Source organism: Limnomicrobium aquaticum (genome assembly GCF_040545545.1).
Taxonomy (GTDB): Bacteria; Pseudomonadota; Alphaproteobacteria; order Rhizobiales; family Rhizobiaceae; genus Ensifer_A; species Ensifer_A aquaticum.
The window spans coordinates 268,753-293,424 of sequence record NZ_JBEPMB010000002.1; the positions used below are offsets into that span (position 1 = coordinate 268,753).

Consider the following 24,672-nt stretch of genomic DNA (forward strand, 5'->3'; position numbering starts at 1 on the left):
CGGAATTGCGCGAGAAACAGGGAGTTGATGATGGTCAATCGGGTTAAGCTCAACGAGAGCGAAGTGCAAGAGAAGCTGAAGTCCCACAGCGGCTGGCATCTGGAGGAGGGCGGAAAGGTCATCTCCAAGACCTTCGGCTTCGAGAACTTCCGCGAGGCCTTCGCCTTCATGACGCAATGCGCGCTCGTGGCCGAAAAGCTCGACCATCATCCCGACTGGAAGAATTCCTATGCGACGGTGGATGTCTCGCTCTCCACCCATTCCTCGGGCGGCCTGACGGAGCTGGACTTCCAGCTCGCGCTGGAAATGGATCGCGCGGAAGCACATTACCGGATTTGAAACCGGGCCTGCCGATCATTACATCATGGCGGCCCGCATTTGACGGGCGGCAAGAGGCTTCGCATGGACGACATCAAATATGGTGAGATCCTGATGCCGGGCGATCCGGACACGCAGGAAAAGCAGTCGGCAAAGGTCCGCAAGGGCTTCTGGCCCGCCTTCAAGCGCGCCGTTCGCGTCCTGCCATTTGGGGAAGACGTGGTGGCCGCCTACTATTGCGTCCTCGATCCGACAACGCCGACCAGGGTTCGCGGCATTCTGCTGGCCGCGCTCGCCTATTTCGTCTCCCCGATCGATCTGGTGCCGGATTTCATCGCCGTGATCGGCTTTTCCGACGACCTTGCCGTGCTCACCATGGCGATCAGTTCGGTGCGCGCGTACATGAAACCCGAGCATTACGACAAGGCGCGGGCGGCGCTCGAAGACCACAAGGAAGGCTCGGCATAGCAACTCGCGCTTCGCGAAGTGACGGTTGTCACCACTCGCGAAAGATCGGTGCCGCTTCGCTCATGTCCGTTTGAGAATGCCCCGCAGTTCGACGATGACTGTGGTCAACGGAACCCGCTGCGGTCCCGAGACCTCCAAAGAACGGAACATCGTCATGGAATACGCAACCCAATATGCCATCGGCATTGTCACCCACACCCCGCTCTGGGTCTGGCTCATTCTCGCCGCCCTCGTCTATCTCGGCCTGCAACGCACCAGGACCCGCGAACTCTCCGTCTCCCGCATCATCATCCCGGCGGCGCTTTTCGTGGCGATTGCCGTCATCCGTCTCGTCATGGGACGATTTGCCGAGCCTGCACTGATGGGCACGGTCGCCGGCCTCATCGCCGCTTTCGGCCTGCTGATGCTCGTCAAGCCCGGCCGCAAAGCTCGCCGTATCGCTGCCGACAGGCTGCTGATTGAGGGCGAATGGTTCTCGCTCGGACTGATCCTTGCGATCTTCATCGTCAATTACGGGATTGCGGTCGTCTCGGCGATCAATCCCGATCTCGGCGCCAGCGACAACCTGCGCTTCCTTTATGGCTTCGTGAACGCCACATCCTCCTGCTTCATGATGGGCCGCGCCGTTGCCTATCTGAACACCAAGACAGCGTGAAGGAGATGAACACCGCCCTTCGTGTCCTCACCGTCACCCTCGCCATCCTCGCAGCGATCCCCCTTGTCGCCCTCGCGCTGGTCTTCAGCCAGAGCCCTGAGCCTGCAAACAAGGATGCCGACACGCTCAACTTCAACTCCGTGCTTCCGCCTGAACAGGTCGAGCTTCCGCTTCTGCCCTACAAGGCGGAAGACGGCACGGACCTCGGCTATCGTTATATCCCGGCGAAGTCGGACAATGCGCCGCTCGTCATTCTGGTTCACGGCTCCGGCTGGCATGGCGGGAGTTACCAGTGGCTCGCCCACCAGATCGCCGGCGATGGCGATATCGCGGTTGCCGTTCCCGATCTGCGCGGCCACGGTCCTTCGCCGCAAAGGCGCGGCGATGTCGATTATATCGGCCAGATGGAGGACGATGTCGCAGCACTCGCCAAACAGCTGCTGAAGCCCGGACAGAAGCTCATCCTCGCTGGCCATTCCAGCGGCGGCGGCTTCGTCATCCGCTTCGCCGGTGGCAAGTATGGCGGGATGCCGAATGGTGTCGTCCTTCTCTCGCCGTTCTTGAACTACAAGGCGCCCACCATGCGCGACAATGCCGGCGGCTGGTCGCAGGCGCTGGTGCGCCGGGCTATCGGGCTTTCCGTCCTCAACGCTCTCGGCATTCATGCGCTGGATGGACTGACGGTCGTCACCTTCCGTTTCCCGCGCGCGGTTCTCGAAAGCCCGCAGGGCAAGGCGGCAACGACGGCCTATAGCTGGCGGCTCAACGTTTCCTATGCGCCGCGCCGCGACTATCTCGGCGACGTCGCCAGGCTTCCGCCCTTCCTGCTGGTGGCTGGCAGAGAGGACGAGGCATTCCGCGCCGATCAGTTCGAACCGACCCTGTCGGCGGTCAATCCGAATGGCGAATATCACGTCCTCGACGGCGTCGATCACCTCGGTCTGATCAACACGCAGGCGACCGCCGATCTCATCCGCGCCTATGTTCACCGGCAGATCGCGCGCTGACGGGCAGGACAACGCCAGGCCATTTTCGCGCAAAACCGATTGGGGCGGCTCGACCGCCCCAATGTCGCCCGAATTCGCAGGCCATTCATCTGCACAAGGGAAGCGCTTCGCGCCATTCCGGCACGAATGACCGTGTGGAATATGCCGCTCTCGACCGATTTTGTGGCGAAGCAGTCTCTTGTTGACGGTTTGGTAACCCGAATTAAGCTAAATTAATTCAAATCGTCATAAACGGCCGGCATTGTTCGGCTTTTTCGCATGGACGGAAACAATCGGTAGGAAGTTATGTTCGCAGGCAAAACAGCACTCGCTCTTTCCATCATCCTGGCAACTGCATCGGCCGTCACCCTGTCCGCGACGACTGTAGCGGCAAAGGACGCCAAGGAGACCGAAAAGTCGGCCAACAAGAAGCCCGCCGACAAGAAGGCCGACAAGAAGTCGACCGACAAGAAGTCCGGCGACAAGAAGGAAGCCGCAGCTCCCGGCGGCCCGACCCGCATCCAGCAGTTCAACGCCTGGGGCGCCTATTCCTACACATCCGGCGCCAACAAGGTCTGCTACGTTCTTTCGGTTCCGGCTGAAAAGTCTCCGGCCAAGCTCGAGCATGGCGACAATTTCTTCCTGGTCACCCAGCGTCCCGGCCAGAACATCTCCTACGAACCGCAGGTCATGGTGGGCTATGCGCTGAAGGCCGGCTCCAAGGTCAAGGTCACGGTCGATACCAAGTCCTACACGATGTTCATCAAGGACAAGTCGGCCTGGCTCGAAAACGCTGCCGAAGAACCGGCGCTGGTCGCAGCCCTCAAGTCCGGCCACAGCCTCAAAGTCGATGCCGTCTCCTCGCGCGGCACGCCGACCTCCTACACCTATTCGCTTTCCGGTATTTCGGCAGCGCTGAAGCAGATCGAAACCTGCAAGTAAGCTCTGCCATCCGGTCCTATGCTTTCAAAGCCGGCCTTCGCGCCGGCTTTGTTGTTTTCGGCCCTCAAGTCGTTTCGAACGTGAGGGGCTGACGCGGCGGGAAAATGGTGCTAGAGAGCGCCCCAAATGATGCGCAGGCCCCCGGTTTCGTGCCGCGCCCAAGGATGTCTCTTATGGTCAGTCTCGATCTTGCCGCGCCGGGAGCCCCGGCGAAGCCCGTTTTTGAATTGTCCGAAAAGCCCTCGCTGATCGGTCTGTCGCGCGAAGAGCTGGCGGCCGCCCTCGTCGAGAAGGGCGTGGCCGAGCGTCAGGTCAAGATGCGCGTCAGCCAGATCTGGCACTGGCTCTACATTCGCGGCATTTCCGATTTCGACGACATGACCAATGTCGCCAAGGATCTGCGCGCGCTGCTGAAGCAGCATTTCACCATCCAGCGCCCGGAAATCGCCGAGGAGCAGATTTCCAACGACGGCACCCGCAAATGGCTGCTGCGCTTCCCGGCGCGCGGCGCCGGCCGTCCGGTCGAGGTGGAGACGGTCTATATTCCGGAAGAGGGTCGAGGCACGCTCTGCATCTCGTCCCAGGTCGGCTGCACGCTCACATGCTCCTTCTGCCACACCGGCACGCAGCGCCTCGTGCGCAACCTGACGGCGGAAGAGATCCTTTCGCAGCTTCTGCTCGCCCGCGACCGGCTGGGCGACTTCCCGGACCGCGAAACACCGCAGGGCGGCATCCTGCCCTCGTCGGACCGCAAGATCACCAATATCGTGATGATGGGCATGGGCGAGCCGCTCTACAATTTCGAAGAGGTGAAGAAGGCGCTGCTGATCGCCACCGATGGCGACGGGCTCTCGCTCTCGCGCCGTCGCGTCACGCTGTCGACCTCCGGCGTCGTGCCGGAAATCTACCGCACCGGCGAGGAAATCGGTGTCATGCTGGCGATCTCGCTGCACGCCACCAACGATGCGCTGCGCGACGAGCTTGTGCCGATCAACAAGAAATATCCGCTGAAGCAACTCATGGAAGCCTGCCGGGCCTATCCGGGCCTGTCCAACGCGCGCCGCATCACCTTCGAATATGTAATGCTCAAGGGCGTCAACGACAGCCTGACCGATGCGCGCGATCTGGTGAAGATCCTGAAGGGCGTACCGGCCAAGATCAACCTGATCCCGTTCAACCCGTGGCCGGGCTCGAAATACGAGTGTTCCGACTGGGAGACGATCGAGGCCTTCGCCGATTTCGTCAACGCCGCCGGCTATGCCTCGCCCATCCGCACGCCGCGCGGCCGCGACATTTTCGCCGCCTGCGGCCAGCTGAAGTCGGAATCGGAGCGCATGCGCAAGACCGAACGGCTTGCATTGCAGGCTATGATGATCGCCAATCATGGCGAGGATGATTGAGGCTTTGTCCTCTCCCCTTGTGGGAGAGGAAGCGATTTCAACATCTTAGCTTTAGCTAAGTGTTAGAAATCGCAGGTGAGGGGTCGCGATTTGGCTCCGATGTTGAAAAGTTCACCCCTCACCAAGCGCGCCCAGCACTCGCCTGCGGCTCGTACGGGCTTACTATCCTCTCCCACAAGGGGAGAGGAGGGGTCTACCCAACCTTCCACGCGATATAAACACTCGCGACCGCAATCACCCACAGCGCCACGCGCCCCAGCCGCGAGTGCTTTGCCTCGGACTTGCCGATGGCTTCAGCCGTGCTCGCATCAAAGCGCAAGCCGTTCTCGGTCATGTGCATGACCTCGGCATGGAACTTCTCGGTCTTTGCCGCAATCTCCGGCAGCGCTTCGGCAAGGCGGATCGCGGCGCCGACGGCGTCCTTCAGATCGCCGACAATGCGCTTCGGCCCGAGATTGTCCCGGATCCAGTCGCCGACCACTTCTTCCGATGCCTTCCACATGTTGAAGCGCGGGTTCAGCGTGCGCGCGACGCCCTCGACCACCACCATCGTCTTCTGCAACATCAGCAGTTCGGGTCGCGTCTCCATGTCGAAAAGCTCGGTGACTTCGAAAAGCAGCGTCAGCAGTTTCGCCATCGAGATCGTTTCGGCCGACTGCCCGTGGATCGGCTCGCCGATGGCGCGGATGGCCTGGGCGAAGCTCGCATGATCATGGTGGGCCGGCACATAGCCCGCCTCGAAATGCACGTCGGCGACGCGCATATAGTCGCGGGTGATGAAACCGTAGAGGATCTCGGCGAGGAAACGCCGTTCTTTCCGCCCCAGACGGCCCGTGATGCCGAAATCAACGGCGACGAGGGTACCATCCGCCTCGACGAAGAGATTGCCCTGGTGCATGTCTGCGTGGAAGAAGCCGTCGCGCAGCGTATGGCGTAGGAACGACTGGATCAGCGTGTCAGCCAGCTTGTCGAGATCGTGACCGGCGGCACGCAGGCCGGCGATATCAGACATCTTGACGCCGTCGATCCATTCCATGGTGACGACATCGCGCCCCGTGCGCTCCCAGTCGACGGCGGGCACGCGGAAGCCCGGATCGTCCTTGGTGTTCTCAGCGATTTCGGAGAGCGCCGCCGCTTCCAGCCGCAGGTCCATTTCGATCCGCGTCGTCTGTTCGAGCGTCCGCGTCACCTCGACGGGGCGCAGGCGCTTCGATTTGGGCAGGAACCGCTCCTGCATCTCGGCAACGAGATACATCGCTTCGAGATCGGCCGCGAAACGCTGGCGCACGCCGGGGCGGATAACCTTGACGGCGACCTTGCGCTCGACACCGTCGACCAAGATTTCCGCCGGGTGGACCTGCGCGACCGAGGCTGCCGCGACCGGATTATAGAGATGCGCGAAAAGATCGTCCGCCTTACGGCCCAGCGAGCCTTCGATCTGCGCGACGGATTGCTCCATCGGGAAGGTCGCCATGCGATCCTGCAACAGCGCGAGATCGGCAGCAAATTCCTGCCCGATGACATCGGGACGGGTGGCCAGAAACTGCCCCATCTTCACATAGGACGGACCCAGCCGCTCGACCGCGCGGGCGAGATTATCCGAGCGGGCGCTGCCGCGGGCGCGATTGCGCGCGAAAAGCTCCAGAAACGCCTTTGCCGTGCGAGCTGGCGCGGGCAGGCCTTCCGACGGGAACGCGCCGACAACGCCTTCGCGAACCAGAACCCAGCCGACGCGGGCAAGCCGGGCATAAGACGTCAATCCGGCCATCGATCAGAGTTTCCAGCCGGAATGAAGAGCGGCAATACCGCCCGTATAATTGGTGAAATTCACGCGCGAGAAGCCGGCCTCGCTGATCATCGTCGCGAAATCGCGCTGATTGGGGAACTTGCGGATCGATTCCACCAGATAGCGATAGGGCTCGGCATCACCCGTGATCATCTTGCCGAATTGCGGGATCGCCTTGAACGACCACTGGTCGTAGAACGTATCGAGCAGCGGCATTTCAACTTCGGAGAATTCCAGAACGAGAAGCCGCCCGCCGCGCTTGAGCACGCGATAGGCCTCCTTCAGTGCCACATCAATGTGCGGAACGTTGCGAATGCCGAAGGCGATCGTGTAGGCGTCAAAGGAATTGGCCTCGAAGGGAAGGCTTTCGGCATTGGCTTCGACGAAATCAAGGTTCGGCGAGAGACCCTTCTTTTCCGCCCGCTCGGCACCGACACCCAGCATCGAGCCGTTGATGTCGAGCACGGTCACATGGGCCTGACGGCCCGAGGCTTCCACAATGCGGAAGGCGATATCGCCCGTGCCGCCGGCAACGTCGAGTGCGCGATAGGACGGGTCGCGGCGCGGGTTGAGCGAGGCCACCATCGCCTCTTTCCACGCGCGGTGCAGGCCCGCCGACATGACATCGTTCATGATGTCGTAGCGCTTGGCGACCTTGTGGAAGACATCGTTGACGAGGCTCTGCTTCTCGCCATCGGCGACCTCACGAAAACCATAGGACGTTTCCATGCCACCGTTTGCAGAGGTGCGGCTCTCGTTCATGGGTTCAGGCTCCGGTTTTTCGTTCGTCGGCATCAGGCTCTGGCGCATTCGCCTCTTGGGCGCTATTCGCAGGCACACCTATATATGGACATGCGGTTTTGCACCGCAACGTGATGCGGCGTCTATAGACCAGATTGCCGCGCCGAGAAATAGAATTGAACGAAAGAGGTTACCGTGCCCGAACTGCCCGAGGTGGAAACCGTCCGGCGCGGCCTTGCGCCCACCATGGAAGGCGCGCGGCTGACGCGGCTGGAACTGCGCCGCGAAAACCTGCGCTTTCCCTTTACGCCCGGAATGGCGGATGCGCTCGCCGGCCGGCAGATCGAAAGCCTGAGCCGCCGGGCGAAATACCTGCTGATCCACTTCGAAGGCGGGCTGACCGCGATTGCTCATCTCGGGATGTCGGGATCGTTCCGCATCGAAGCGGGCGGCGAGCCTGCGACTCCCGGCGAATTTCACCATGCGCGCTCCAAGGACGAGAAGCACGACCATGTCGTCTTTCATCTCGCCCGTGCGAATGAGCCCGCCCGCGTCATCTATAATGATCCGCGCCGCTTCGGCTTCCTTCTGCTGGAAGAGACCGCCAGGCTGGCCGACAATCCGTATCTTGCCAGCCTCGGGCCGGAGCCCACCGGAAACAGCCTTAGCGCAGAGGTGCTAGCCACAGCCTTTGCGGACAAGAAGGCGCCCCTGAAGGCCGCACTGCTCGATCAGACGGTGATTGCCGGGCTCGGCAACATTTATGTCTGCGAGGCGCTGCACCGATCAGGGCTTTCGCCGAAACGGGCGGCGGGAACGCTCGTCGACAGGAAGGGCAGGCCAAAGCCGCAGCTTGGGCTCCTCGCCGAATGCGTCCGCGATGTCATTGCAGAAGCTATCGTCGCCGGCGGCTCGTCCCTGCGTGACCATATTCAGACGGATGGCTCGCTCGGCTATTTCCAGCATACGTTCCGGGTCTATGATCGCGAGGGCGAGGCCTGTCCCAATCCGGGTTGTGGTCGTCCGGTGGAGCGCATCGTGCAGTCGGGCCGCTCGACGTTCTTCTGCGCCGCTTGCCAGAAATAGGGGCAGCTTCGCATTTTGCGCGTTGACGGGCGGCCGCTTTCCCGTTATATGCCCGCCAACCGTTTGGAAAGCCGCCGTTCCGGTGCTTTCCGTCAAACGCTTCCACTTGAGTTCTGACGAATGGTCTGGCGACCGAGCGCGGCAGGGTGGTAGCATATCGAGTTTGTAAGAGAGGCACATATGGCCAATACAGCTTCTGCGAAGAAGGCGACCCGCAAGATTGCTCGCCGCACCGACGTCAACAAGGCTCGTCGTTCGCGCGTTCGTTCTTTCCTCCGCAAGGTTGAAGAAGCAATCGCTTCCGGCGACGCAAAGCTCGCCCAGGAAGCGCTCCGCGCTGCTCAGCCCGAGTTGATGCGCGCTGCCGGCCGCGGCGTTGTTCATGCCAACACGGCATCGCGCAAGGTTTCGCGTCTTGCGAGCCGCGTGAAGGCTCTTTCGGCCTGATCATCTGATCGAAATTTTGTGATTTAAAGAGCCTGGTCGTCTGACCGGGCTTTTTGTCGTTTCCTCTCCCGCTGTCATCATTGCGTCGTCCGCTTGTCATTCATCAGTTTCGATCATGACAGGATGCTGACATAAAAAACATTTTATTTTCAATATCTTGGCGAAGGTGACAAAGCCGTTCCTGACCTCACTTAAGGGGAGGTCGGCCTATTTTTGAGTCAAGAAAAAAATTAATTTTTTTGCATTTCGAGCCCCCTCCCACGCCGCGAAAACGAATCTCCTTGATTCAAAAGCGATTCTTTTTGGAAGGCTTGGTGGGGACAGAAACTCGCTCCTTGAGTCAATGGTCGCGAGTTAAAATTGCGTAAAAAACGCGATTGATCTTTCCAAACGATCCTGCGTAAATGCACCCAACAGAGGGCGGACAACGCCGGACAAAATGATCGCAACGTATGGGGAATACCTGTTTACGAAACGGTTGAGTGCTCTGTAGCTGACCCTGTACGGGTCTGCGTTTTCACGGTTGGTCACGCATGAAAACCTGGCCCATGGTTTCGGGCCTGTTCTCTTGGTGTGTCTGGCGAGCCGGTTGCGGGAGAGGTGCATCCGGAGCGTGAAAGGAACGAGGCGGGTGACCTGACCCGGCCTTGCCGAGGCATGAGCCTTCTTGCTGCCGGAATAGGCAGCGAAGCTTGCGCCAGGCTGGGCTGAACCGGAAACGGAAGGTGCGTAACGAGTAATATGCGTAGTCGGTCTGTTCGGGGCGGAGTGGACCGATTTTTGGAATGACAGCCCGGCCAAGAGAGATACGAGGCTCTGGTCGGTGTGGATAAGAGAAGTTAGAGAGGCGGCTCATGACGATGGCACAAGCATCGGTGCGCGCACGCGAAAGCGGCGCAGCGCCAGTGATCGGTTCGTCCGAAATTCAAGCGGCGGGGAACGTTCAGACAATGGTAAATAACGCTTTGTTCGAGCGTTTCAGTGCGCGGCTCAAAGCCAAGGTTGGTACTGACGTCTATGCAAGCTGGTTTGGCAGACTGAAACTGCATTCCGTTTCGAAGAGCGTCGTCAGACTGACTGTTCCTACGACATTTCTGAAGTCCTGGATCAATAACCGTTATCTCGATCTCATCACCGCGCTCTTCCAGGAAGAAGATGCGGAGATCATGAAGGTCGAAATCCTGGTCCGCACGGCGGCCCGTGCCTCCAAGGTGGCAACAGATGACGATGTAGCTGATGCTACGCCGGTTCAGACGTCGCAGCCGCAGGCAGCCCGCCGTCCGTCCGCCCAGCCGATCGCCCAGATTGCGTCGTCTGTAGCGCCGTCTTCGTGGCAGGCCAGCGCCGCAACGCCGCTTTTCGGCTCGCCGCTTGATGCACGCTACACCTTTGCTTCCTTTGTCGAGGGCAGCTCCAACCGCGTCGCGCTTGCCGCTGCCAAGACGATTGCCGAAGCCGGTGCCGGCGCCGTGCGCTTCAATCCGCTCTTCGTTCATTCGAGCGTGGGCCTTGGCAAGACGCATCTTCTGCAGGCCATTGCGGCGGCTGCCATCACCAGCCCGCGCAATCCGCGCGTCGTCTATCTGACGGCTGAATATTTCATGTGGCGCTTCGCCGCCGCCATCCGCGACAACGATGCGCTGTCGCTGAAGGAATCGCTCCGCAATATCGATCTCCTGATCATCGACGACATGCAGTTCCTGCAGGGCAAGTCGATCCAGAACGAGTTTTGCCATCTCCTCAACACGCTGCTCGACAGCGCCCGTCAGGTCGTCGTTGCCGCCGACCGCGCGCCGTGGGAGCTGGAATCGCTCGATCCGCGCGTCCGTTCGCGCCTCCAGGGTGGCGTTGCCATCGAGATGGAAGCGCCCGACTACGAAATGCGCCTTGAAATCCTCAAGCGTCGCCTCGAAGTCGCTCGCATGGATGACCCGTCGCTCGATATCGCCGAGGGCGTGCTCGATCACGTCGCCCGTCGTGTCACCGCAAGCGGCCGCGAGCTGGAAGGCGCATTCAACCAGCTTCTGTTCCGTCGCTCGTTCGAGCCGGACCTGTCGATGGAACGCGTCGACGAACTGCTGGCCCATCTGGTCGGTGCCGGCGAACCCCGCCGCGTCCGCATCGAGGACATCCAGCGCGTGGTGGCCCGTCACTACAACGTGTCGCGTCAGGAACTCGTCTCCAACCGCCGCACCCGCGTCATCGTCAAGCCGCGCCAGATCGCCATGTATCTGTCCAAGACACTGACCCCGCGTTCCTTCCCGGAAATCGGCCGTCGCTTCGGCGGACGCGATCACACCACGGTTCTCCATGCCGTCCGCAAGATCGAAGAGCTGATCACCGGCGACCAGAAGCTCAGCCATGAAATCGAGCTCCTGAAGCGCCTGATCAACGAATAGTCGATCAGGCTATCTATTCAAAAAGGCCGGCAGCGATGCTGGCCTTTTTCGTTTGTACGGTCCGAAGTCCACGCTATATTCAGAGCAATATAACGCTGGAGGCGATCATGATCCGCGAAAACGAAATCCGCGAGAATGAGGTGGCCGTTGCTCCGCCGTCGGCGCAGGATGCCGGGCTGGAATTCATCGGCCGGATTTCAACGCCCTGGACCTCGCGCATGGAAACCCCGCGACAGGGCCGCCATGACGGGCCGGTCTGCGTGATCGATGTCTTTGAGCCTTGGGACCGGGCGCTGGAAGGGGTGGCGAAATTCGAGCGGCTGGAAGTGCTCTACTGGCTCGACCGCTCGCGCCGCGATCTGGTCCTGCAAAGCCCTGCGTCGAACGGCAAGATCCATGGCACGTTCTCCTTGCGCACGCCCGTGCGGCCCAACCCGATCGGCACCTCAATCGTTGTTCTGGATAAGATCGAAGGCAACCGGCTTTTCGTGCGTGGCCTCGATTGCCTCGACGGCACTCCACTTCTCGACCTGAAACCGGATCGCACGCTATTCAAGCCGATTGCTCCGCCACAGGCAGGAGATTTCCAGACGGGCGAGAGCGACACGGCGCATTATTGCCAGAAGGCGTGATGCTTTCAGCAGGCGAGATCAGCCACCACGCTATCCAGAATGAGCATGCCGGACGGCGTGCAGCGCAGGCGCGAATTACCAAGGCGTTCGATAAATCCATGGTCGAGCAGCAGCTGCTCGCGCTTAGGGTCCGGGTCGCGGCCGGAGAGCGCCTGCCAGCGCGCGAGGTCGACGCCTTCACGGAGCCGAAGCCCCATCAGCAGCAGTTCGTCGGCCTGTTCCTCATAGCCCAGAAGCTCGTGATCGATCATGCCATGGCCACGCGCTTCCACGAGCGACAGCCAGGCTTCCGGGTTCCGTTCGGTCGCGGTCGCGATCTTTTGTGTTCCGCGCGAGATGCGCCCATGCGCGCCGGGGCCGATGCCGGCATAGTCGCCATAGCGCCAATAGGTGAGATTGTGCCGGCTTTCAGCACCCGGCACGGCATGGTTGGACACCTCATAGGCCGGCATGCCGTGGCGCGCGGTGATCTCCTGCGTCGCCTCATAGAGCGCTGCCGACTGGTCGCCATCGGGCACGGTAAACTTGCCCGCCTTGTGCAGGCCGAAGAAGGGCGTGCCTTCCTCGATGGTCAATTGATAGAGCGACAGGTGATCGACGGCGAGATTGATCGCTTCGACAAGCTCGCGGCTCCACTCCTCGACCGTCTGGCCGGGCCGGGCATAGATGAGATCGAAGGACATGCGCGGGAAGATCTCGCGCGCCAGCCGGATCGCGGTGAGCGCTTCCTCGACATTGTGCAACCGGCCGAGGAACTTGAGATCCTTGTCGTTCAGCGCCTGCACGCCCATGGAAACGCGATTGACGCCGGCGGCGCGGTAGCCGCGAAAACGCTCCGCCTCCACGCTCGACGGGTTAGCCTCAAGCGTTATTTCGATCCCGGCCGGCACATGCCAGGTGTTGGCAACGCCACTCAGGATCGCCTCGACGGTCGCCGGCTGCATCAGCGAGGGCGTGCCGCCACCGATGAAGATGGAGGTCACGGTGCGCGGGCCGGTGAGCTCCCGCGCGGCGGCCATCTCTTTCAGGAAGGCCTCGACAAAGCGCGGCTGGTCCACCGTCTGGTGGCGCACATGGCTGTTGAAGTCGCAATAGGGGCATTTGGCCGCGCAGAAAGGCCAATGCAGATAGACGCCGAAGCCGGGATCGCCCGTATCGGGGAGGATATGGCCGTCAGCGCCGAGCATCATCATGCCTCAAGGCAGGTTTCGACGAAGAGCTTGAACGCGCGGGCGCGGTGGGAGAGAGCAGCCTTGTCGCCCGGTTTCCAGCCATGCTTTTCCTCTGCCGACATTTCGCCGAACGTCACGCCATAGCCCTCCGGCTGGAAGATCGGATCGTAGCCGAAACCGGCGGTCCCGCGCGGCGGCCAGACGAACGTGCCTTCCACTTCGCCGCGGAACATTTCCGTATGCCCGTCGGGCCAGGCGAGGCAGAGCACCGAGACGAAGCGGCAGGTCCGCTTTTCCGGGATGGCTGCGCCCTTTTCCTGCAGCGCGGTTTCGACCTTCTGCATCGCCATCTGGAAGTCGCGTGTACCGTCCCCGGTTTCCGCCCAATCGGCGGTGTAAACGCCCGGCGCGCCATTGAGCGCATCGACGACAAGGCCGGAATCGTCCGAAAGGGCCGGGATGCCGGCAGCCTTTGCCGAGGCGAGCGCCTTGATCGCGGCATTCTCCTCGAATGTCGTGCCCGTCTCGTCAGGCACGGCGAAGTTCAGTTCGGCGGCGGACGTCGCGGTAAAACCCAACGGGCCGATCAGGTCGTTGATTTCGCGGATCTTGCCGGCATTGTGGCTGGCAACGACGATGGTGCGGGTATCGAGTTTGCGCATGTCAAAGGTTCCAGAGTTTGGCTTCGGCGCATTCCAGGCTGTTGCCGGCCGGGTCGCGAAAATAGAGGGACCGCGCGCCGTTCGGCCAGCGGAAATCGGCTTCGATCGGCACGCCTTCCGCCTCGAGACGGGCGCGCATAGCGTCCATCTCCTCGCCCGCGACGCGGAAACAAACGTGACCCACGCCGCGTGCGCCGTGCTGCGGAACCGGCATGTCAAGATTATGCGGCGGCAATTCCGTCGCATCCGGATTGAAAATCAGGAGAACGCCTTGCCCGCAGCGGAAGAAGATATGCCGGCCTTCGACATGGGTGATTTCCTGAAGGCCGAGAACCCGGCCGTAGAAATCCGCCGCAGCGTGGAGATCGGCGGCGTAAAGCGCTGTCTCCAGAATGCCTTCGATGCGTTGAGCCCCGGCCATGCGTCTCCTCAAGCCGAGACGGCTTCCTTCTGCAGGGTCACGAGATCGGCAATGCCGGCCTTGGCCAGACCCATCAGGGTCGCGAATTCCTCTTCCGAGAAAGGCTTGCCTTCCGCGGTGCCCTGGATTTCGACAATGCCGCCCGCGCCCGTCATGACGAAGTTCGCGTCGGTCTCGGCAGACGAGTCTTCCAGATAGTCGAGGTCGATGACCGGCTGGTTCGCGAAGATGCCGCAGGAAATTGCCGCGACATGGTCCTTCAGCACGCGATCCATCTTGATCATGCCGCGCGTTTCCATCCATTTCAGGCAGTCGCGCAGCGCGATCCAGCCGCCGGTGATCGAGGCCGTGCGTGTGCCGCCATCCGCCTGGATCACGTCGCAGTCGACGGTGATCTGGCGTTCGCCGAGCGCTTCGAGATCGACCACGGCACGCAGCGAGCGGCCGATGAGGCGCTGGATCTCCAGCGTGCGTCCGCCCTGCTTGCCGCTGGCGGCTTCGCGCTTCATGCGATCGCCGGTGGCGCGCGGCAGCATGCCGTATTCGGCCGTTACCCAGCCCTTGCCGGAATTCCTCAACCACGGCGGCGTCTTGTCTTCAAGGCTGGCCGTGCACAGAACATGCGTATCGCCGAACTTGACGAGGCAGGAACCTTCGGCGTGCTTGGATACACCGCGCTCAAACGTCACCTTGCGCATCTGGTCGGTCTTGCGTCCGGAAGGCCTCATGGATGTCTCCTTGATTGTTTTGCGCTCTTCTAAGACCCGAACCCGCCATTTGCAAAGAAAAACGGCGCTCCGGTTTTCAAATCCTGTTTGCGCAGACGCCGTCGATGTTTATATTTCAACACCAAGGACTGGTGGAGAGCATGCAGGGCACATGATCGGTTGGGATAGACGGATCGGTCAGACGCTGGATACGGGCCGCACGCTGGATGAGCGCTCGGGCGAGATTTTCCGGCGCATTGTGGAAACCTATCTGCAGAACGGCGAGCCGCTTGGCTCGCGCAATCTCTCGCGCCTTCTGCCCATGTCGCTCTCGCCCGCCTCCGTGCGCAACGTGATGAGCGATCTGGAGGAACTGGGCCTCATCTATTCGCCGCACATCAGCGCCGGCCGCCTGCCGACACAGCTGGGGCTGCGCTTCTTCGTCGATGCCTTCATGCAGGTCGGCGATTTGTCGCCGGAAGAACGGACCTCCATCGAGGCGCAGATGCGCTCTGCCGAGCGAGGCCCGCAGGCAGACAATCTGTTGAGCGAGGCAAGCCGCATGCTCTCCGGCATGTCGCGCGGCGCGGGCCTGGTGGTCACCACGAAGAACGATCCGGTTCTCCGCCATGTCGAATTCGTCCGGCTGGGGCCAACCAAGGCGCTTGCCGTTCTGGTTGGCGAGCATGACGAGGTTGAAAACCGTATCATTGAATTGCCTGCGGGTACCACGAGTTCGCAACTTACCGAAGCGGCCAATTTCCTGAATGCGCATGTTTCTGGCTACACGCTGGCGGAAATCCGCAATCAGACAGAGGTCATTCGTAAAACGATTCAGACCGAGCTCGATACGCTGTCGCAGGATCTCGTCGAGCGCGGTCTCGCCGTCTGGTCCGGCACGAGCGAGCTTGACCAGACATCGCGGCTCATCGTGCGCGGACAATCCAACCTCATCGAAGGGCTCGACGACCAGGCCGATATCGATCGCCTGCGCATGCTCTTCGATGATCTGGAGCGCAAGGAAAGTCTGATCGACCTTCTGAACCTCGCCGAAACGGGGCCGGGGGTGCGCATCTTCATCGGCTCGGAAAACAAGCTCTTCTCGCTTTCCGGCTCCTCGCTGATCGTCGCGCCCTATCGTGACAGCGAGCAGAAGATCGTCGGCGCGGTGGGTGTGATCGGCCCGACCCGGCTCAACTATGCGCGCATCGTCCCGATGGTAGACTACACGGCGCAACTGATTTCCAAGCTGAGTTCGCCCGGCTGACATCGAACAAACAGTCCGATTGTCAACAAGTCGGCTTTGAAGCCTTGATTTTTCGAGCCTGAACATCGATATCGGGCGCAACCCCCAAAACGCGATAAGCAAACTATCATCTGGAGACCGTCATGACCGACGACACGAAGAAGAACGGACCTGACGAAGCGGCAACGGAACTCGGCGCAGACGCCGAAGCCGTGATTACCGAGGCCGCTGAGGCTGAAGCAAAAGCTGCCGAACAGGAGCCGGATCCGATCGAATTCCTCAAGGCGGAAAACGCCGATCTGCGCGACCGCTATCTGCGTCTCGCCGCTGAAATGGACAACCTGCGCCGTCGCACCGAGCGCGATGTCAAGGACGCCAAGTCTTACGCGATCGCGAGCTTCGCCCGCGACATGCTCGGTGTCTCCGACAACCTGCGTCGCGCGCTGGATGCCATCCCGGCTGAAGCCAAGGAAGCAGGCGAAGCAGGGCTCATGGCGCTGATCGAAGGCGTTGAACTGACCGAGCGCTCGATGCTCGCCGCCATGGAGCGCCACGGCGTGAAGAAGCTGGAGCCGGAAGGTCAGAAGTTCGACCCGAATTTCCATCAGGCGATGTTCGAAATCCCCAACACCGAAGTCCCGAACAACACCGTCCTGCAGGTCGTCCAGGCCGGCTATGTCATCGGCGAGCGCATGCTGCGTCCGGCCATGGTCGGTGTCTCGAAGGGCGGCCCGAAGGTGGCGGCGACCGATACGGCGGATGCGGAAAAGACGGCGTAAGGCCTACCCGCTGTCTACAGACTGAGAAGATTGATCTGGCGGCCTGACCCTTTGGGTTCAGGCCGCGTTCGTTCCCGCATCCTGGTTCAGGCAGGCGAAGATGGCGGCGGCGGTTTCGCAGGCGCGAAGACGCGCGGTCAGATCCTGATCGCGGAGCACGCGGGCGACGCGCGAAAGCGCCTTCAGGTGGTCGGCTCCCGCACCTTCCGGTGCCAGCAGCAGGAAGACGAGATCGACGGGCTGATCGTCCAGCGCCTCGAAGGCGACGGGCGTGTCAAGACGCGCGAAGACGCCGGCGATCTTCCTGATGGAATTCAGTTTGCCATGGGGAATGGCGATGCCGTTACCGACGCCGGTCGAGCCAAGACGCTCGCGCTGCAGAATGACATCGAAAATTTCCCGCTCGGGCAGCCCGGTCACGGCTGCGGCCTTTTCCGCGAGTTCCTGAAGCAGCTGCTTTTTGGAATTGGCCTTCAGAGCCGGAATAATCGCATCCTGTTGCAGCAGATCTGCCAATGCCATTCGATGTTCCCCGTTCTGAAGCTGAAACGAGGCAGGCGCGCGTTTTCCGGCGCGCCTGCCCGGCTTCTCAGCCTTTCACGCCGGCCGGATCGATCCAGCCGATGTTGCCGTCGTGGCGGCGATACACAATGTTCAGTTGTTCGTTACCCGCATTGCGGAACACGAAAACCGGTTCGTCGGTCATGTCGAGCGCCATCACGGCGCCGGCGACAGTCATGGTTCTGAGCCGCTTCGTGCTCTCTGCGATGATGGCCGGTGCATAATCTTCCGGTACGTCCTCAACCTCTTCCGAGATTGAATCGATCACGGAATAGGGCATTTCGGTGTGCTGCCCGTTTCCGGCATGGTGGTCGCGCAGGCGGCGCTTGTAGCGCCGAAGTCGCTTCTCGATCCGCTCGGCCGCCGCATCATAGGCAGCCTGGGGATCGTTCGCCTCGCCGGCCGCGTGGAACACGACGCCCGTATCGAGGTGAATCTTGCAATCCGCCGCATAACGCGACGAACCCGACTTTTCGACCGTCACCTGGCCGGAATAGCCTCCATCGAAATATTTCCCCACCGCGTCTCCGACATGGTTCTCGATCCGCTGGCGGAACGTTTCACCGACTTCCATATGTTTTCCGGAAACTCGCACACTCATGGTTTTACCCTTCTTGTGTATTGATTTGCGAGAAACAGTCTATTCCAAGCTGCCTTCGCATCCAAGCGATTCCGACAATACTTTCGGTCTTCCATGGGGTGCGGCGCGCTTCTACTCCGGGGCATGGGGCAAGTCAACATGACGTGCAGCGGGAGCAGCCACTTGCCCACCGATTGTTCCGAACGGATTTGACATAACGCATTACGAGGCAATGCGGGCAATTGCCTTCTTCTCACGCCGGCGCTGGACGGAGGAGGGGATATTCATCGCATCGCGATACTTGGCGACTGTGCGCCGGGCGATGTCGATGCCGGCTGCCTTCAGGATATCGACGATATCATCATCGGAAAGCACGGTGTCAGCGGTCTCCTCGTTGATCATCGAGCGGATGCGATTGCGCACGGCCTCGGCCGAATGCCCATCGCCGCCTTCTGCAGAAGAGATCGAGACGGTGAAGAAGTATTTCAACTCATAGACACCACGCGGCGTCATCATGAATTTGTTGGAGGTCACGCGGCTGACCGTCGATTCATGCATCTTGATAGCATCGGCAACGGTTTTCAGGTTCAGCGGCTTCAGCCCGTCGACGCCCCGGCGCAGGAAGCCGTCCTGTCGGCGCACGATTTCCGTGGCCACCTTCAGGATGGTGCGCGCCCGCTGGTCGAGACTGCGCGTCAGCCAGTTGGCGTTCTGCATGCATTCGCTCAAGAAGGCCTGGTCCGCGCTGTCGCGCGGCGCATGCCGCGACACTTCGGCATAATAGGTCTGGTTGACCAGCACGCGCGGCAACGTGTCCGGATTGAGTTCAACATTCCACCCGCCATCGCCCGCCCGTGAAACCACGATATCCGGCACGATTGTTTCCGAGCCCGAGCGCAGGAAGCCGCTGCCCGGCTTCGGGTCGAGCCGTCGGATTTCGGCCAGCATGTCGAGAAGATCGTCTTCATCGACCCCGCAGAGCTTCCTGAGCGACTGGAAGTCGCGCCGCGCCAGCAGTTCGAGATTGGCGACGAAGGCGCACATGGCCGGATCGAGCCGGTTTTTCTGGCGCAGCTGGATCGCCAGACATTCGCTTAAGGAGCGGGCAAAGATACCGGCGGGTTCCAGCGTCTGCAGCACGGTCAGCACGCGTTCGACATCGGCGACCGGACGGCCAACCCGGTCGGCCACGGCGTCGAGCTCGGGCAGGATGTAGCCGCTGTCATCGAGAAGATCGACGAGATGCTGCGCGATCAGCCGGTCCGCCGCACCCATGACAGCAAAAGGCAGTTGCTGGCTGACGAATTCGCGCAGGGACACGCCGGCTGCAGCGAAATCGTCCATGTCGAAGTCGCTACCATCTTCGCCGTTGCCGCCCGGCATCGACTTCCATTGGCCAAGGAGTTCAGGTGAGTCCGGTCGGCGCTCGGCCTGATCCGTGTCGAATTCCGGCTCGAAATTGGCGTCCAGTTCCTTGGTCAGGCGCTCGGCCTGGCCGGTATTGCCCGTCTCGAACCAGTCTCCTTCGCCTCTCGGTGCAGAGGCGGGCTCGGCGGAAGTTTCCGGCACGTCCTCGCCCAGTGATGCCACCGGCGTGTCGCCCGAAACGACCTCCAGCAGCGGATTCTTCTGAACTTCCTGTTCGATGAACTGGTTGAGTTCGACATGCGTCATCTGCAGGAGCTGGATCGACTGCATGAGCTGCGGCGTCATCACCAGCGATTGCGATTGCTTTAAATGCAGGCTGGCTGACATGGCCATGATGAACGCAAAACTCCCACTTACCATTCGACAGTTTCGACGCGCTCCCGGCGGATAATCTGTCTGGCCCGAAAATTGCTTGGTTTCCCTTTCGCGGTCAAGAGCCAAGCAGAGATTCGGTTAAAATGAGTGAAGGTTCTGTGACGTTTGCGCGCGCAGCGCAGCCTTACAGACTGAAATTGTCGCCGAGATAGAGCCGGCGAACGTCGGCGTTGTTGACGATATCATCGGCGCGGCCATGAGTCAGCACTTCGCCCGCATGGATGATATAGGCGCGGTCGATCAGCCCAAGCGTCTCGCGCACATTGTGGTCGGTGATGAGTACGCCGATGCCGCGGCGCGTCAAATGCCGGACAAGGTTCTGAATTTCCGAAACCGAAATCGGATCGACGCCGGCAAACGGCTCGTCAAGCAGCATGAAGGCGGGCTCGGTGGCGAGAGCACGTGCGATTTCCAGGCGTCGCCGCTCGCCGCCCGAAAGTGCCACGGAGGGCGACTTGCGCAAATGCCCGATGGAGAACTCATCCAGCAGTTCCGTGATCTTGTCTTCGCGCTTGGCCCGGTTCTTCTCGCGCACTTCGAGAACCGCACGAATGTTCTCCTCGACGCTGAGCCCCCGGAAAATGGAGGCTTCCTGCGGCAGGTAACCCACGCCAAGCCGCGCCCGCCGATACATCGGCATGGATGTCACGTCATGCCCGTCGAGTTCTATCGAGCCCGAATCGACCGGAACAAGGCCGGTGATCATGTAGAAGCAGGTCGTCTTGCCGGCGCCGTTGGGGCCGAGGAGGCCAACGGCCTCACCACGCTTCAGGATCAGCGAAACGCCGTTGACCACGCGTCGCGAACTGTAGGTTTTCGTCAGATCACGCGCAACGAGCGTCCCCTCGTAACGGGCCGCGTGGCTGTCGTTCTGCTGGTCGCCTTGGGTTTTGGGCGAGGTTTTCGCGCTGTTCCTGCTCAACAAGGAGATCACCGCTTATTTGCTGCGCGATTTGGGATCGAGCTGAATCTGCACGCGTCCGCCGCAGCTGTCGAGCTGCGCCTGGCCGGTGTCCATGTGGACGGTGAGACGGCAGCCGGTAAAAACGTTGTTCCCGTCGGACAGCACCACCTGCTTGCCCTCCAGAACGAAGAGCTGCTTGGCCATCTCGAAGTGGCCGCTCTCGGCAGTCGCCGTCTGCTTGTCGGAATTCAGCACCACGCCGCCGTTCACGAGGATGCGGTCGATGTCGCCGTTGCCGGCATTGGCCATCGCACCACCGCTGTTATTCGCGCCATCCTTGCCAGACGACTTGTAATACACCGTCATCGTCTTCGACTTCAGCATGGTCGAGCCCTGCGTGGCCACGACATTGCCGGTGAAGTCGGCGCGATTTTCCTTGTCCTTGATCTCAAGCTTGTCGCTTTCGATATGGATCGGCTTGTCATTGGAAAGCGCAACACCGTCCATCTTGCTGGCGGTCGCCTGTGAGAAAGCGGCAGTGGCGGGTGCAGTCGCAAGGGCAGCAATCACCAGGCACAGCGTGACATTGGATTTGGCGGGCATCAATTAATTGCCTTTGTCCTTAATGGAATCAGCGCTCAGGTTCACCTGCACGCGGCCGTCGAATATGATCGTCTGGCCCTTATCTTCGATATTGATGCTTTGCGCAACCACGGTTGCCTTGGACGCGGTAATGGAGACAGTGTCGTTGGAGGACATCGTGCCGTTCTTCACGTCGAGTTTGGCCGAGCGGAAATTCGCGACCAGCCCACTCGAGAGGTGCAGCGAGAAGGGCTGGGTCATGTCGAGCGTATTGGCGCTGCGGTCGTAGACGCCACCCTTCGCATTGACCTTGGCGATCAGCTGATCGTTGACCGGCATCTGCGCGGCAATATCCTCCAGCGTCATGATGTTGGGCGAAACGATGCTCTGCAAGGCTCTTGCCGCCGTCATCGAATAGAAGATGCCGTCGGCGTTGCGGCCCGATATCGCCGGCTTTTCCATCACGATCTGACCGTTTTCGATCGTCGCGCCTTTCACGTCGATATTGTCCGGCAGAAAGCTCCGAACGATGGAAACGACGACAAAAAGGGAAGAAACCACAAGCGCACCGACAGGCAGCAGAATCTTGAGACGGCGCACGCGCCTGGAATGACGCAGGGCCTGCAGATAGGCCACGCGCCGCGCATCCAGATCGCCTGCTTCCCCCCGGTTCATTTCCAAGCTTGCCATTTCGTTTCCGTACTCGGTGGCTGTCACATTAGCCGAAGCGTTCGCGACGCAATATGGTTATTTTCCTGCCGCAGACAATGACGAAGGCTGGGAAAAGATCGGTAGCCTTAATAACATTTTGCCACGCCCTCTCCTGCCGCTCAGACATGGCCTTTTTACGGCGTGCCCTGCTGCGCGGATTTGCCCGGTGACGCGAAGGCTGATAGCAAAGATGTCGATTTGGAACGTAACCGGGCGGCGCGCCGCCTGAGCCGCAGAATGCCGGCATGATCTTGAGAGGGAACATCGCATGGACAATGGAATTGCCGATCGACGGGCGTTGCGCCGCAAGGTCACCTTCTGGCGCGGCCTCGCCATCATCGTTCTCGTCCTTGTGCTGGCCACCGTCTGGTTCCGCTGGCCTGGCGCTGAAGGTCCTGGTGCCAACCAGATCGCTCGGGTCTCGATCACTGGCCTCATCCAGGACGATCGGGATCTGACGGCGCGTCTGGACAGGATCGCCAAGGCCGACAACGTCAAGGCCCTGATCGTCGACATCTCGTCTCCCGGCGGCACGACCTATGGCGGCGAGACGATCTACAAGGCATTGCGCCGGGTTGCCGAGAAGAAGCCGGTCGTGTCCGATATCCGCACGCTGGCCGCTTCTGCCGGCTACATGATCGCGCTGGCAGGCGACCGCATCGTTGCCGGCGACATGTCGATCACCGGCTCCATCGGGGTGCTCTTCCAGTATCCGCAGGCCAAGGAACTGCTCGACAAGATCGGCGTCTCGCTGGAAACGATCAAGTCGGCGCCCATGAAGGCCGAACCGTCGCCGTTCAACCCGCCAAGCGATCAGACCAAGGCCATGATCAATGCCATGGTCCAGGACAGCTTTCACTGGTTCGTCGATCTGGTGGCCGAGCGCCGCAAGATGACGCCGGAACAGGCAATGGCCGTTTCTGACGGATCGATTTTCACCGGCCGGCAGGCGCTCAAGAACGGCCTGATCGATGAACTCGGCGGCATGCCGGAAATCAAGGCCTATCTGAAGACCCGTTCAGTCGACCCTGAACTGCCTGTCGTTGACTGGAAGCCGGCGCCCCAGGGCTGGGCCGGCATGCTGCCCGGCGCCCTCATTCACGCTGCAGAATGGTCGGGACTGGACAAGGATTTTTCGGCAAGCACCTTGAAAATGCTAGGTATCCAGCACTTGTTCCTTGACGGCCTTGTTTCCGTTTGGCAGGTTGAGCGCGGCTAAGGCACCCCCGGCGGCATCCGCCGGGACAAGAAGACCGTGAAAAATTCACTCCGGCAGCAGGCTTGGGCAATCGCCAAAGTCGGGCTCTGCCGGAAATTGGAAATGAACGAGGGGGAAGACGTGATAAAGTCCGAATTGGTGCAGATCGTTGCTGCGCGCAATCCACATCTCTATCACCGCGACGTGGAAAACATCGTCAATGCCGTTCTCGATGAGATCACCGATGCGCTGGCCGGTGGCAATCGTGTCGAGCTGCGCGGCTTCGGTGCTTTTTCGGTCAAGAACCGTCCCTCGCGTTCGGGCCGCAACCCGCGCACCGGCGATGCAGTCTTCGTCGAGGAGAAGTGGGTTCCCTTCTTCAAGACGGGCAAGGAACTGCGCGAGCGCCTCAACCCCGGTCAGGCCGACGAAGACGATTGAGCCTTTCGGGATCGTTCCGGCTTGAAAGCGCCACACATCCTTCTATCTTGAGATGACGGCCGGTCGGTCTTGACCGGCTTTCAACCTTTTGCCCGCCGGAGTCCGCCCATGACGAAGAAGCTGATCAATCTGGTGATCCTCCTGCCGATCGCCATCATTCTCATCGTTCTTTCGGTCGCCAATCGCCACTTTGTCACACTGGCACTCAACCCGTTCGATCCGGCAGATCCGCTGCTGTCGCTGACGGCGCCCTTCTTCGTCTATCTTTTCCTCGCCCTTATCTTGGGCGCGATTGTCGGCTCCAGCCTGACCTGGTTTGCGCAAGGCAAGCACCGTCGCCGCGCCAAAAATCATGCGCAGGAAGCCGCCCGCTGGCAGGGTGAGGCCCGACGCAGCCAGAAGCGCGCCGAGGAACTGGCTCAGCAGGTTCTCGTGCCAGTTTCGGCGTCGAAATAATCTTAAGGAAAGGCCGCTGTCAGCTTCCGCTGACAGCCTTGTTGAAATCTGCGAAGAACTGGCCCGCAAGCTTCTTGGCAGACGAATCGATCAGTCGCGACCCGAGCTGCGCCAGCTTGCCGCCAATCTGCGCATCGACCGTGTAGGACAGGATCGTGCCATCGCCATCTTCGGTGAGCTTCACTTCCGCGCCACCCTTGGCAAAACCTGCAATGCCGCCCTTGCCTTCGCCGGAAATCTTGTAGCCCTCCGGCGGATTGAGATCGGAGAGCGTCACGTCACCCGAAAAGGTTGCCGAGACCGGGCCGATCTTGATCTTCACGGTCGCCGACATTTCGGTCGGAGAAGCCATGTCGAGGTTTTGACAGCCCGGAATGCAGGCTTTCAGGATTTCAGGATTGTTCAGCGCCGCCCAGACGACCTCTCGCTTGGCTGCAATGCGCTCTTCGCCGCTCATATCCATCTTGATCGCTCCTCCCATATGCGTGGCTCAAATCCGAGCCGCTCTTGATGAATGCTATAATATCGCTTGCGGGATAAGTCTTTGCCAAGAGAGCACTTAATGTTATTTCGTGCCGATAGAGCCGTT

At 60.8% G+C, this 24,672-nt stretch carries 27 protein-coding genes and 1 pseudogene; 15 read left to right on the forward strand and 13 right to left on the reverse strand.

What is annotated here, in order from left to right; genetic code table 11:
* The first annotated feature begins 30 nt into the window (after window positions 1-30).
* The 6 genes from ABID16_RS09895 to rlmN all read left to right on the forward strand — a co-directional run bounded on the left by ABID16_RS09895 (window position 31) and on the right by rlmN (window position 4,769).
* Window positions 31-339, forward strand: a complete 309-nt coding sequence (locus ABID16_RS09895) for a 4a-hydroxytetrahydrobiopterin dehydratase (protein WP_354556181.1) — start codon at window positions 31-33, stop codon at window positions 337-339.
* 63 nt (window positions 340-402) lie between these two features.
* Window positions 403-786 carry a YkvA family protein gene (locus ABID16_RS09900; protein ID WP_354556182.1) on the forward strand — a complete coding sequence of 128 codons (384 nt, stop codon included), beginning with the start codon at window positions 403-405 and terminating at the stop codon, window positions 784-786.
* 154 nt (window positions 787-940) lie between these two features.
* Window positions 941-1,441: a DUF6622 family protein gene (locus tag ABID16_RS09905; RefSeq protein WP_354556183.1), complete on the forward strand. Its 501-nt coding sequence runs from the start codon at window positions 941-943 to the stop codon at window positions 1,439-1,441.
* A 5-nt stretch (window positions 1,442-1,446) separates the two neighbouring features.
* Window positions 1,447-2,448 carry an alpha/beta hydrolase gene (locus ABID16_RS09910; protein ID WP_354556184.1) on the forward strand — a complete coding sequence of 334 codons (1,002 nt, stop codon included), beginning with the start codon at window positions 1,447-1,449 and terminating at the stop codon, window positions 2,446-2,448.
* Window positions 2,449-2,733: 285 nt separating this feature from the next.
* Complete coding sequence (locus tag ABID16_RS09915) at window positions 2,734-3,369, forward strand: invasion associated locus B family protein (protein ID WP_354556185.1); 636 nt, start codon at window positions 2,734-2,736, stop codon at window positions 3,367-3,369.
* A 173-nt stretch (window positions 3,370-3,542) separates the two neighbouring features.
* Window positions 3,543-4,769, forward strand: a complete 1,227-nt coding sequence (rlmN, locus tag ABID16_RS09920) for a dual-specificity RNA methyltransferase RlmN (protein ID WP_354556186.1) — start codon at window positions 3,543-3,545, stop codon at window positions 4,767-4,769.
* A gap of 193 nt (window positions 4,770-4,962) precedes the next feature.
* Here rlmN and ubiB read toward each other — a convergent pair whose 3' ends face one another.
* On the reverse strand, window positions 4,963-6,537 hold the full coding sequence (gene ubiB, locus ABID16_RS09925; protein WP_354556187.1) for a 2-polyprenylphenol 6-hydroxylase: 1,575 nt from the start codon (window positions 6,535-6,537) through the stop codon (window positions 4,963-4,965).
* Window positions 6,538-6,540: 3 nt separating this feature from the next.
* Window positions 6,541-7,317: a bifunctional demethylmenaquinone methyltransferase/2-methoxy-6-polyprenyl-1,4-benzoquinol methylase UbiE gene (gene ubiE, locus ABID16_RS09930; protein WP_354556188.1), complete on the reverse strand. Its 777-nt coding sequence runs from the start codon at window positions 7,315-7,317 to the stop codon at window positions 6,541-6,543.
* Window positions 7,318-7,491: 174 nt separating this feature from the next.
* Between ubiE and mutM the strand changes: the two genes are divergently transcribed.
* The 4 genes from mutM (at window position 7,492) to tsaA (ending at window position 11,860) form a co-directional block, all read left to right on the forward strand.
* Complete coding sequence (mutM, locus tag ABID16_RS09935; RefSeq protein WP_354556189.1) at window positions 7,492-8,382, forward strand: bifunctional DNA-formamidopyrimidine glycosylase/DNA-(apurinic or apyrimidinic site) lyase; 891 nt, start codon at window positions 7,492-7,494, stop codon at window positions 8,380-8,382.
* A 180-nt stretch (window positions 8,383-8,562) separates the two neighbouring features.
* Entirely contained in the window at window positions 8,563-8,829 is a 267-nt protein-coding gene (gene rpsT, locus ABID16_RS09940) for a 30S ribosomal protein S20 (RefSeq protein ID WP_109855996.1), read from the forward strand.
* Between the two features lie 860 nt (window positions 8,830-9,689).
* Window positions 9,690-11,228, forward strand: coding sequence for a chromosomal replication initiator protein DnaA (gene dnaA / locus ABID16_RS09945; RefSeq protein WP_435532409.1), 1,539 nt, complete (start codon window positions 9,690-9,692; stop codon window positions 11,226-11,228).
* Between the two features lie 107 nt (window positions 11,229-11,335).
* Entirely contained in the window at window positions 11,336-11,860 is a 525-nt protein-coding gene (tsaA, locus tag ABID16_RS09950; RefSeq protein WP_354556191.1) for a tRNA (N6-threonylcarbamoyladenosine(37)-N6)-methyltransferase TrmO, read from the forward strand.
* A 5-nt stretch (window positions 11,861-11,865) separates the two neighbouring features.
* Here tsaA and hemW read toward each other — a convergent pair whose 3' ends face one another.
* From hemW to rph, 4 genes are read right to left on the reverse strand one after another with little or no spacing between them, the layout of a single operon-like run.
* On the reverse strand, window positions 11,866-13,053 hold the full coding sequence (gene hemW, locus ABID16_RS09955; RefSeq protein WP_354556192.1) for a radical SAM family heme chaperone HemW: 1,188 nt from the start codon (window positions 13,051-13,053) through the stop codon (window positions 11,866-11,868).
* Window positions 13,050-13,694, reverse strand: coding sequence for an RdgB/HAM1 family non-canonical purine NTP pyrophosphatase (gene rdgB / locus ABID16_RS09960; protein WP_354556193.1), 645 nt, complete (start codon window positions 13,692-13,694; stop codon window positions 13,050-13,052). The genes hemW and rdgB overlap by 4 nt, the downstream gene beginning before the upstream one ends.
* 1 nt (window position 13,695) lies before the next feature.
* Window positions 13,696-14,115 (reverse strand): VOC family protein, encoded by a 420-nt coding sequence (locus ABID16_RS09965; protein WP_354556194.1) that lies wholly within the window; start codon window positions 14,113-14,115, stop codon window positions 13,696-13,698.
* 8 nt (window positions 14,116-14,123) lie between these two features.
* Window positions 14,124-14,843 (reverse strand): ribonuclease PH, encoded by a 720-nt coding sequence (gene rph / locus ABID16_RS09970; protein ID WP_230838894.1) that lies wholly within the window; start codon window positions 14,841-14,843, stop codon window positions 14,124-14,126.
* 151 nt (window positions 14,844-14,994) lie between these two features.
* Here rph and hrcA point away from each other — a divergent pair, with 151 nt between their 5' ends.
* Both hrcA and grpE read left to right on the forward strand, forming a co-directional pair.
* Window positions 14,995-16,089: a heat-inducible transcriptional repressor HrcA gene (gene hrcA, locus ABID16_RS09975; RefSeq protein ID WP_354556195.1), complete on the forward strand. Its 1,095-nt coding sequence runs from the start codon at window positions 14,995-14,997 to the stop codon at window positions 16,087-16,089.
* Window positions 16,090-16,211: 122 nt separating this feature from the next.
* Window positions 16,212-16,847 carry a nucleotide exchange factor GrpE gene (gene grpE / locus ABID16_RS09980; RefSeq protein ID WP_354556196.1) on the forward strand — a complete coding sequence of 212 codons (636 nt, stop codon included), beginning with the start codon at window positions 16,212-16,214 and terminating at the stop codon, window positions 16,845-16,847.
* A gap of 57 nt (window positions 16,848-16,904) precedes the next feature.
* Here the strand turns inward: grpE and ptsN are convergent, their stop codons facing one another.
* The 6 genes and pseudogenes from ptsN to ABID16_RS10010 form a co-directional block, all read right to left on the reverse strand.
* A complete protein-coding gene (gene ptsN, locus ABID16_RS09985) occupies window positions 16,905-17,369 on the reverse strand; it encodes a PTS IIA-like nitrogen regulatory protein PtsN (RefSeq protein WP_354556197.1) in 465 nt (154 codons plus the stop codon).
* A gap of 67 nt (window positions 17,370-17,436) precedes the next feature.
* Window positions 17,437-18,009 carry a ribosome hibernation-promoting factor, HPF/YfiA family gene (gene hpf / locus ABID16_RS09990; protein WP_354556198.1) on the reverse strand — a complete coding sequence of 191 codons (573 nt, stop codon included), beginning with the start codon at window positions 18,007-18,009 and terminating at the stop codon, window positions 17,437-17,439.
* A 201-nt stretch (window positions 18,010-18,210) separates the two neighbouring features.
* Window positions 18,211-19,749: an RNA polymerase factor sigma-54 gene (rpoN, locus tag ABID16_RS09995; protein ID WP_354556199.1), complete on the reverse strand. Its 1,539-nt coding sequence runs from the start codon at window positions 19,747-19,749 to the stop codon at window positions 18,211-18,213.
* Between the two features lie 166 nt (window positions 19,750-19,915).
* A pseudogene (gene lptB / locus ABID16_RS10000) lies at window positions 19,916-20,647 on the reverse strand (LPS export ABC transporter ATP-binding protein); the annotation flags it as partial.
* 81 nt (window positions 20,648-20,728) lie between these two features.
* Window positions 20,729-21,298: an LptA/OstA family protein gene (locus ABID16_RS10005; RefSeq protein WP_354556200.1), complete on the reverse strand. Its 570-nt coding sequence runs from the start codon at window positions 21,296-21,298 to the stop codon at window positions 20,729-20,731.
* Window positions 21,299-21,301: 3 nt separating this feature from the next.
* Window positions 21,302-21,967, reverse strand: coding sequence for an LPS export ABC transporter periplasmic protein LptC (locus ABID16_RS10010; RefSeq protein WP_354556201.1), 666 nt, complete (start codon window positions 21,965-21,967; stop codon window positions 21,302-21,304).
* A gap of 289 nt (window positions 21,968-22,256) precedes the next feature.
* On the opposite strand from ABID16_RS10010, the gene sppA reads away from it, so the two are divergent.
* The 3 genes from sppA (at window position 22,257) to ABID16_RS10025 (ending at window position 24,083) form a co-directional block, all read left to right on the forward strand.
* Window positions 22,257-23,207, forward strand: coding sequence for a signal peptide peptidase SppA (gene sppA, locus ABID16_RS10015; protein ID WP_354556202.1), 951 nt, complete (start codon window positions 22,257-22,259; stop codon window positions 23,205-23,207).
* A 120-nt stretch (window positions 23,208-23,327) separates the two neighbouring features.
* Window positions 23,328-23,627 (forward strand): integration host factor subunit beta, encoded by a 300-nt coding sequence (locus ABID16_RS10020; RefSeq protein WP_109858354.1) that lies wholly within the window; start codon window positions 23,328-23,330, stop codon window positions 23,625-23,627.
* 108 nt (window positions 23,628-23,735) lie between these two features.
* A complete protein-coding gene (locus ABID16_RS10025) occupies window positions 23,736-24,083 on the forward strand; it encodes a LapA family protein (protein WP_354556203.1) in 348 nt (115 codons plus the stop codon).
* Between the two features lie 19 nt (window positions 24,084-24,102).
* On the opposite strand, the gene ABID16_RS10030 is transcribed toward ABID16_RS10025, so the two are convergent.
* The gene (locus tag ABID16_RS10030) at window positions 24,103-24,546 is read right to left on the reverse strand and encodes an SRPBCC family protein (RefSeq protein ID WP_354556204.1); all 444 of its coding nucleotides are present in this window, start codon (window positions 24,544-24,546) and stop codon (window positions 24,103-24,105) included.
* Between the last annotated feature and the right edge of the window lie 126 nt (window positions 24,547-24,672).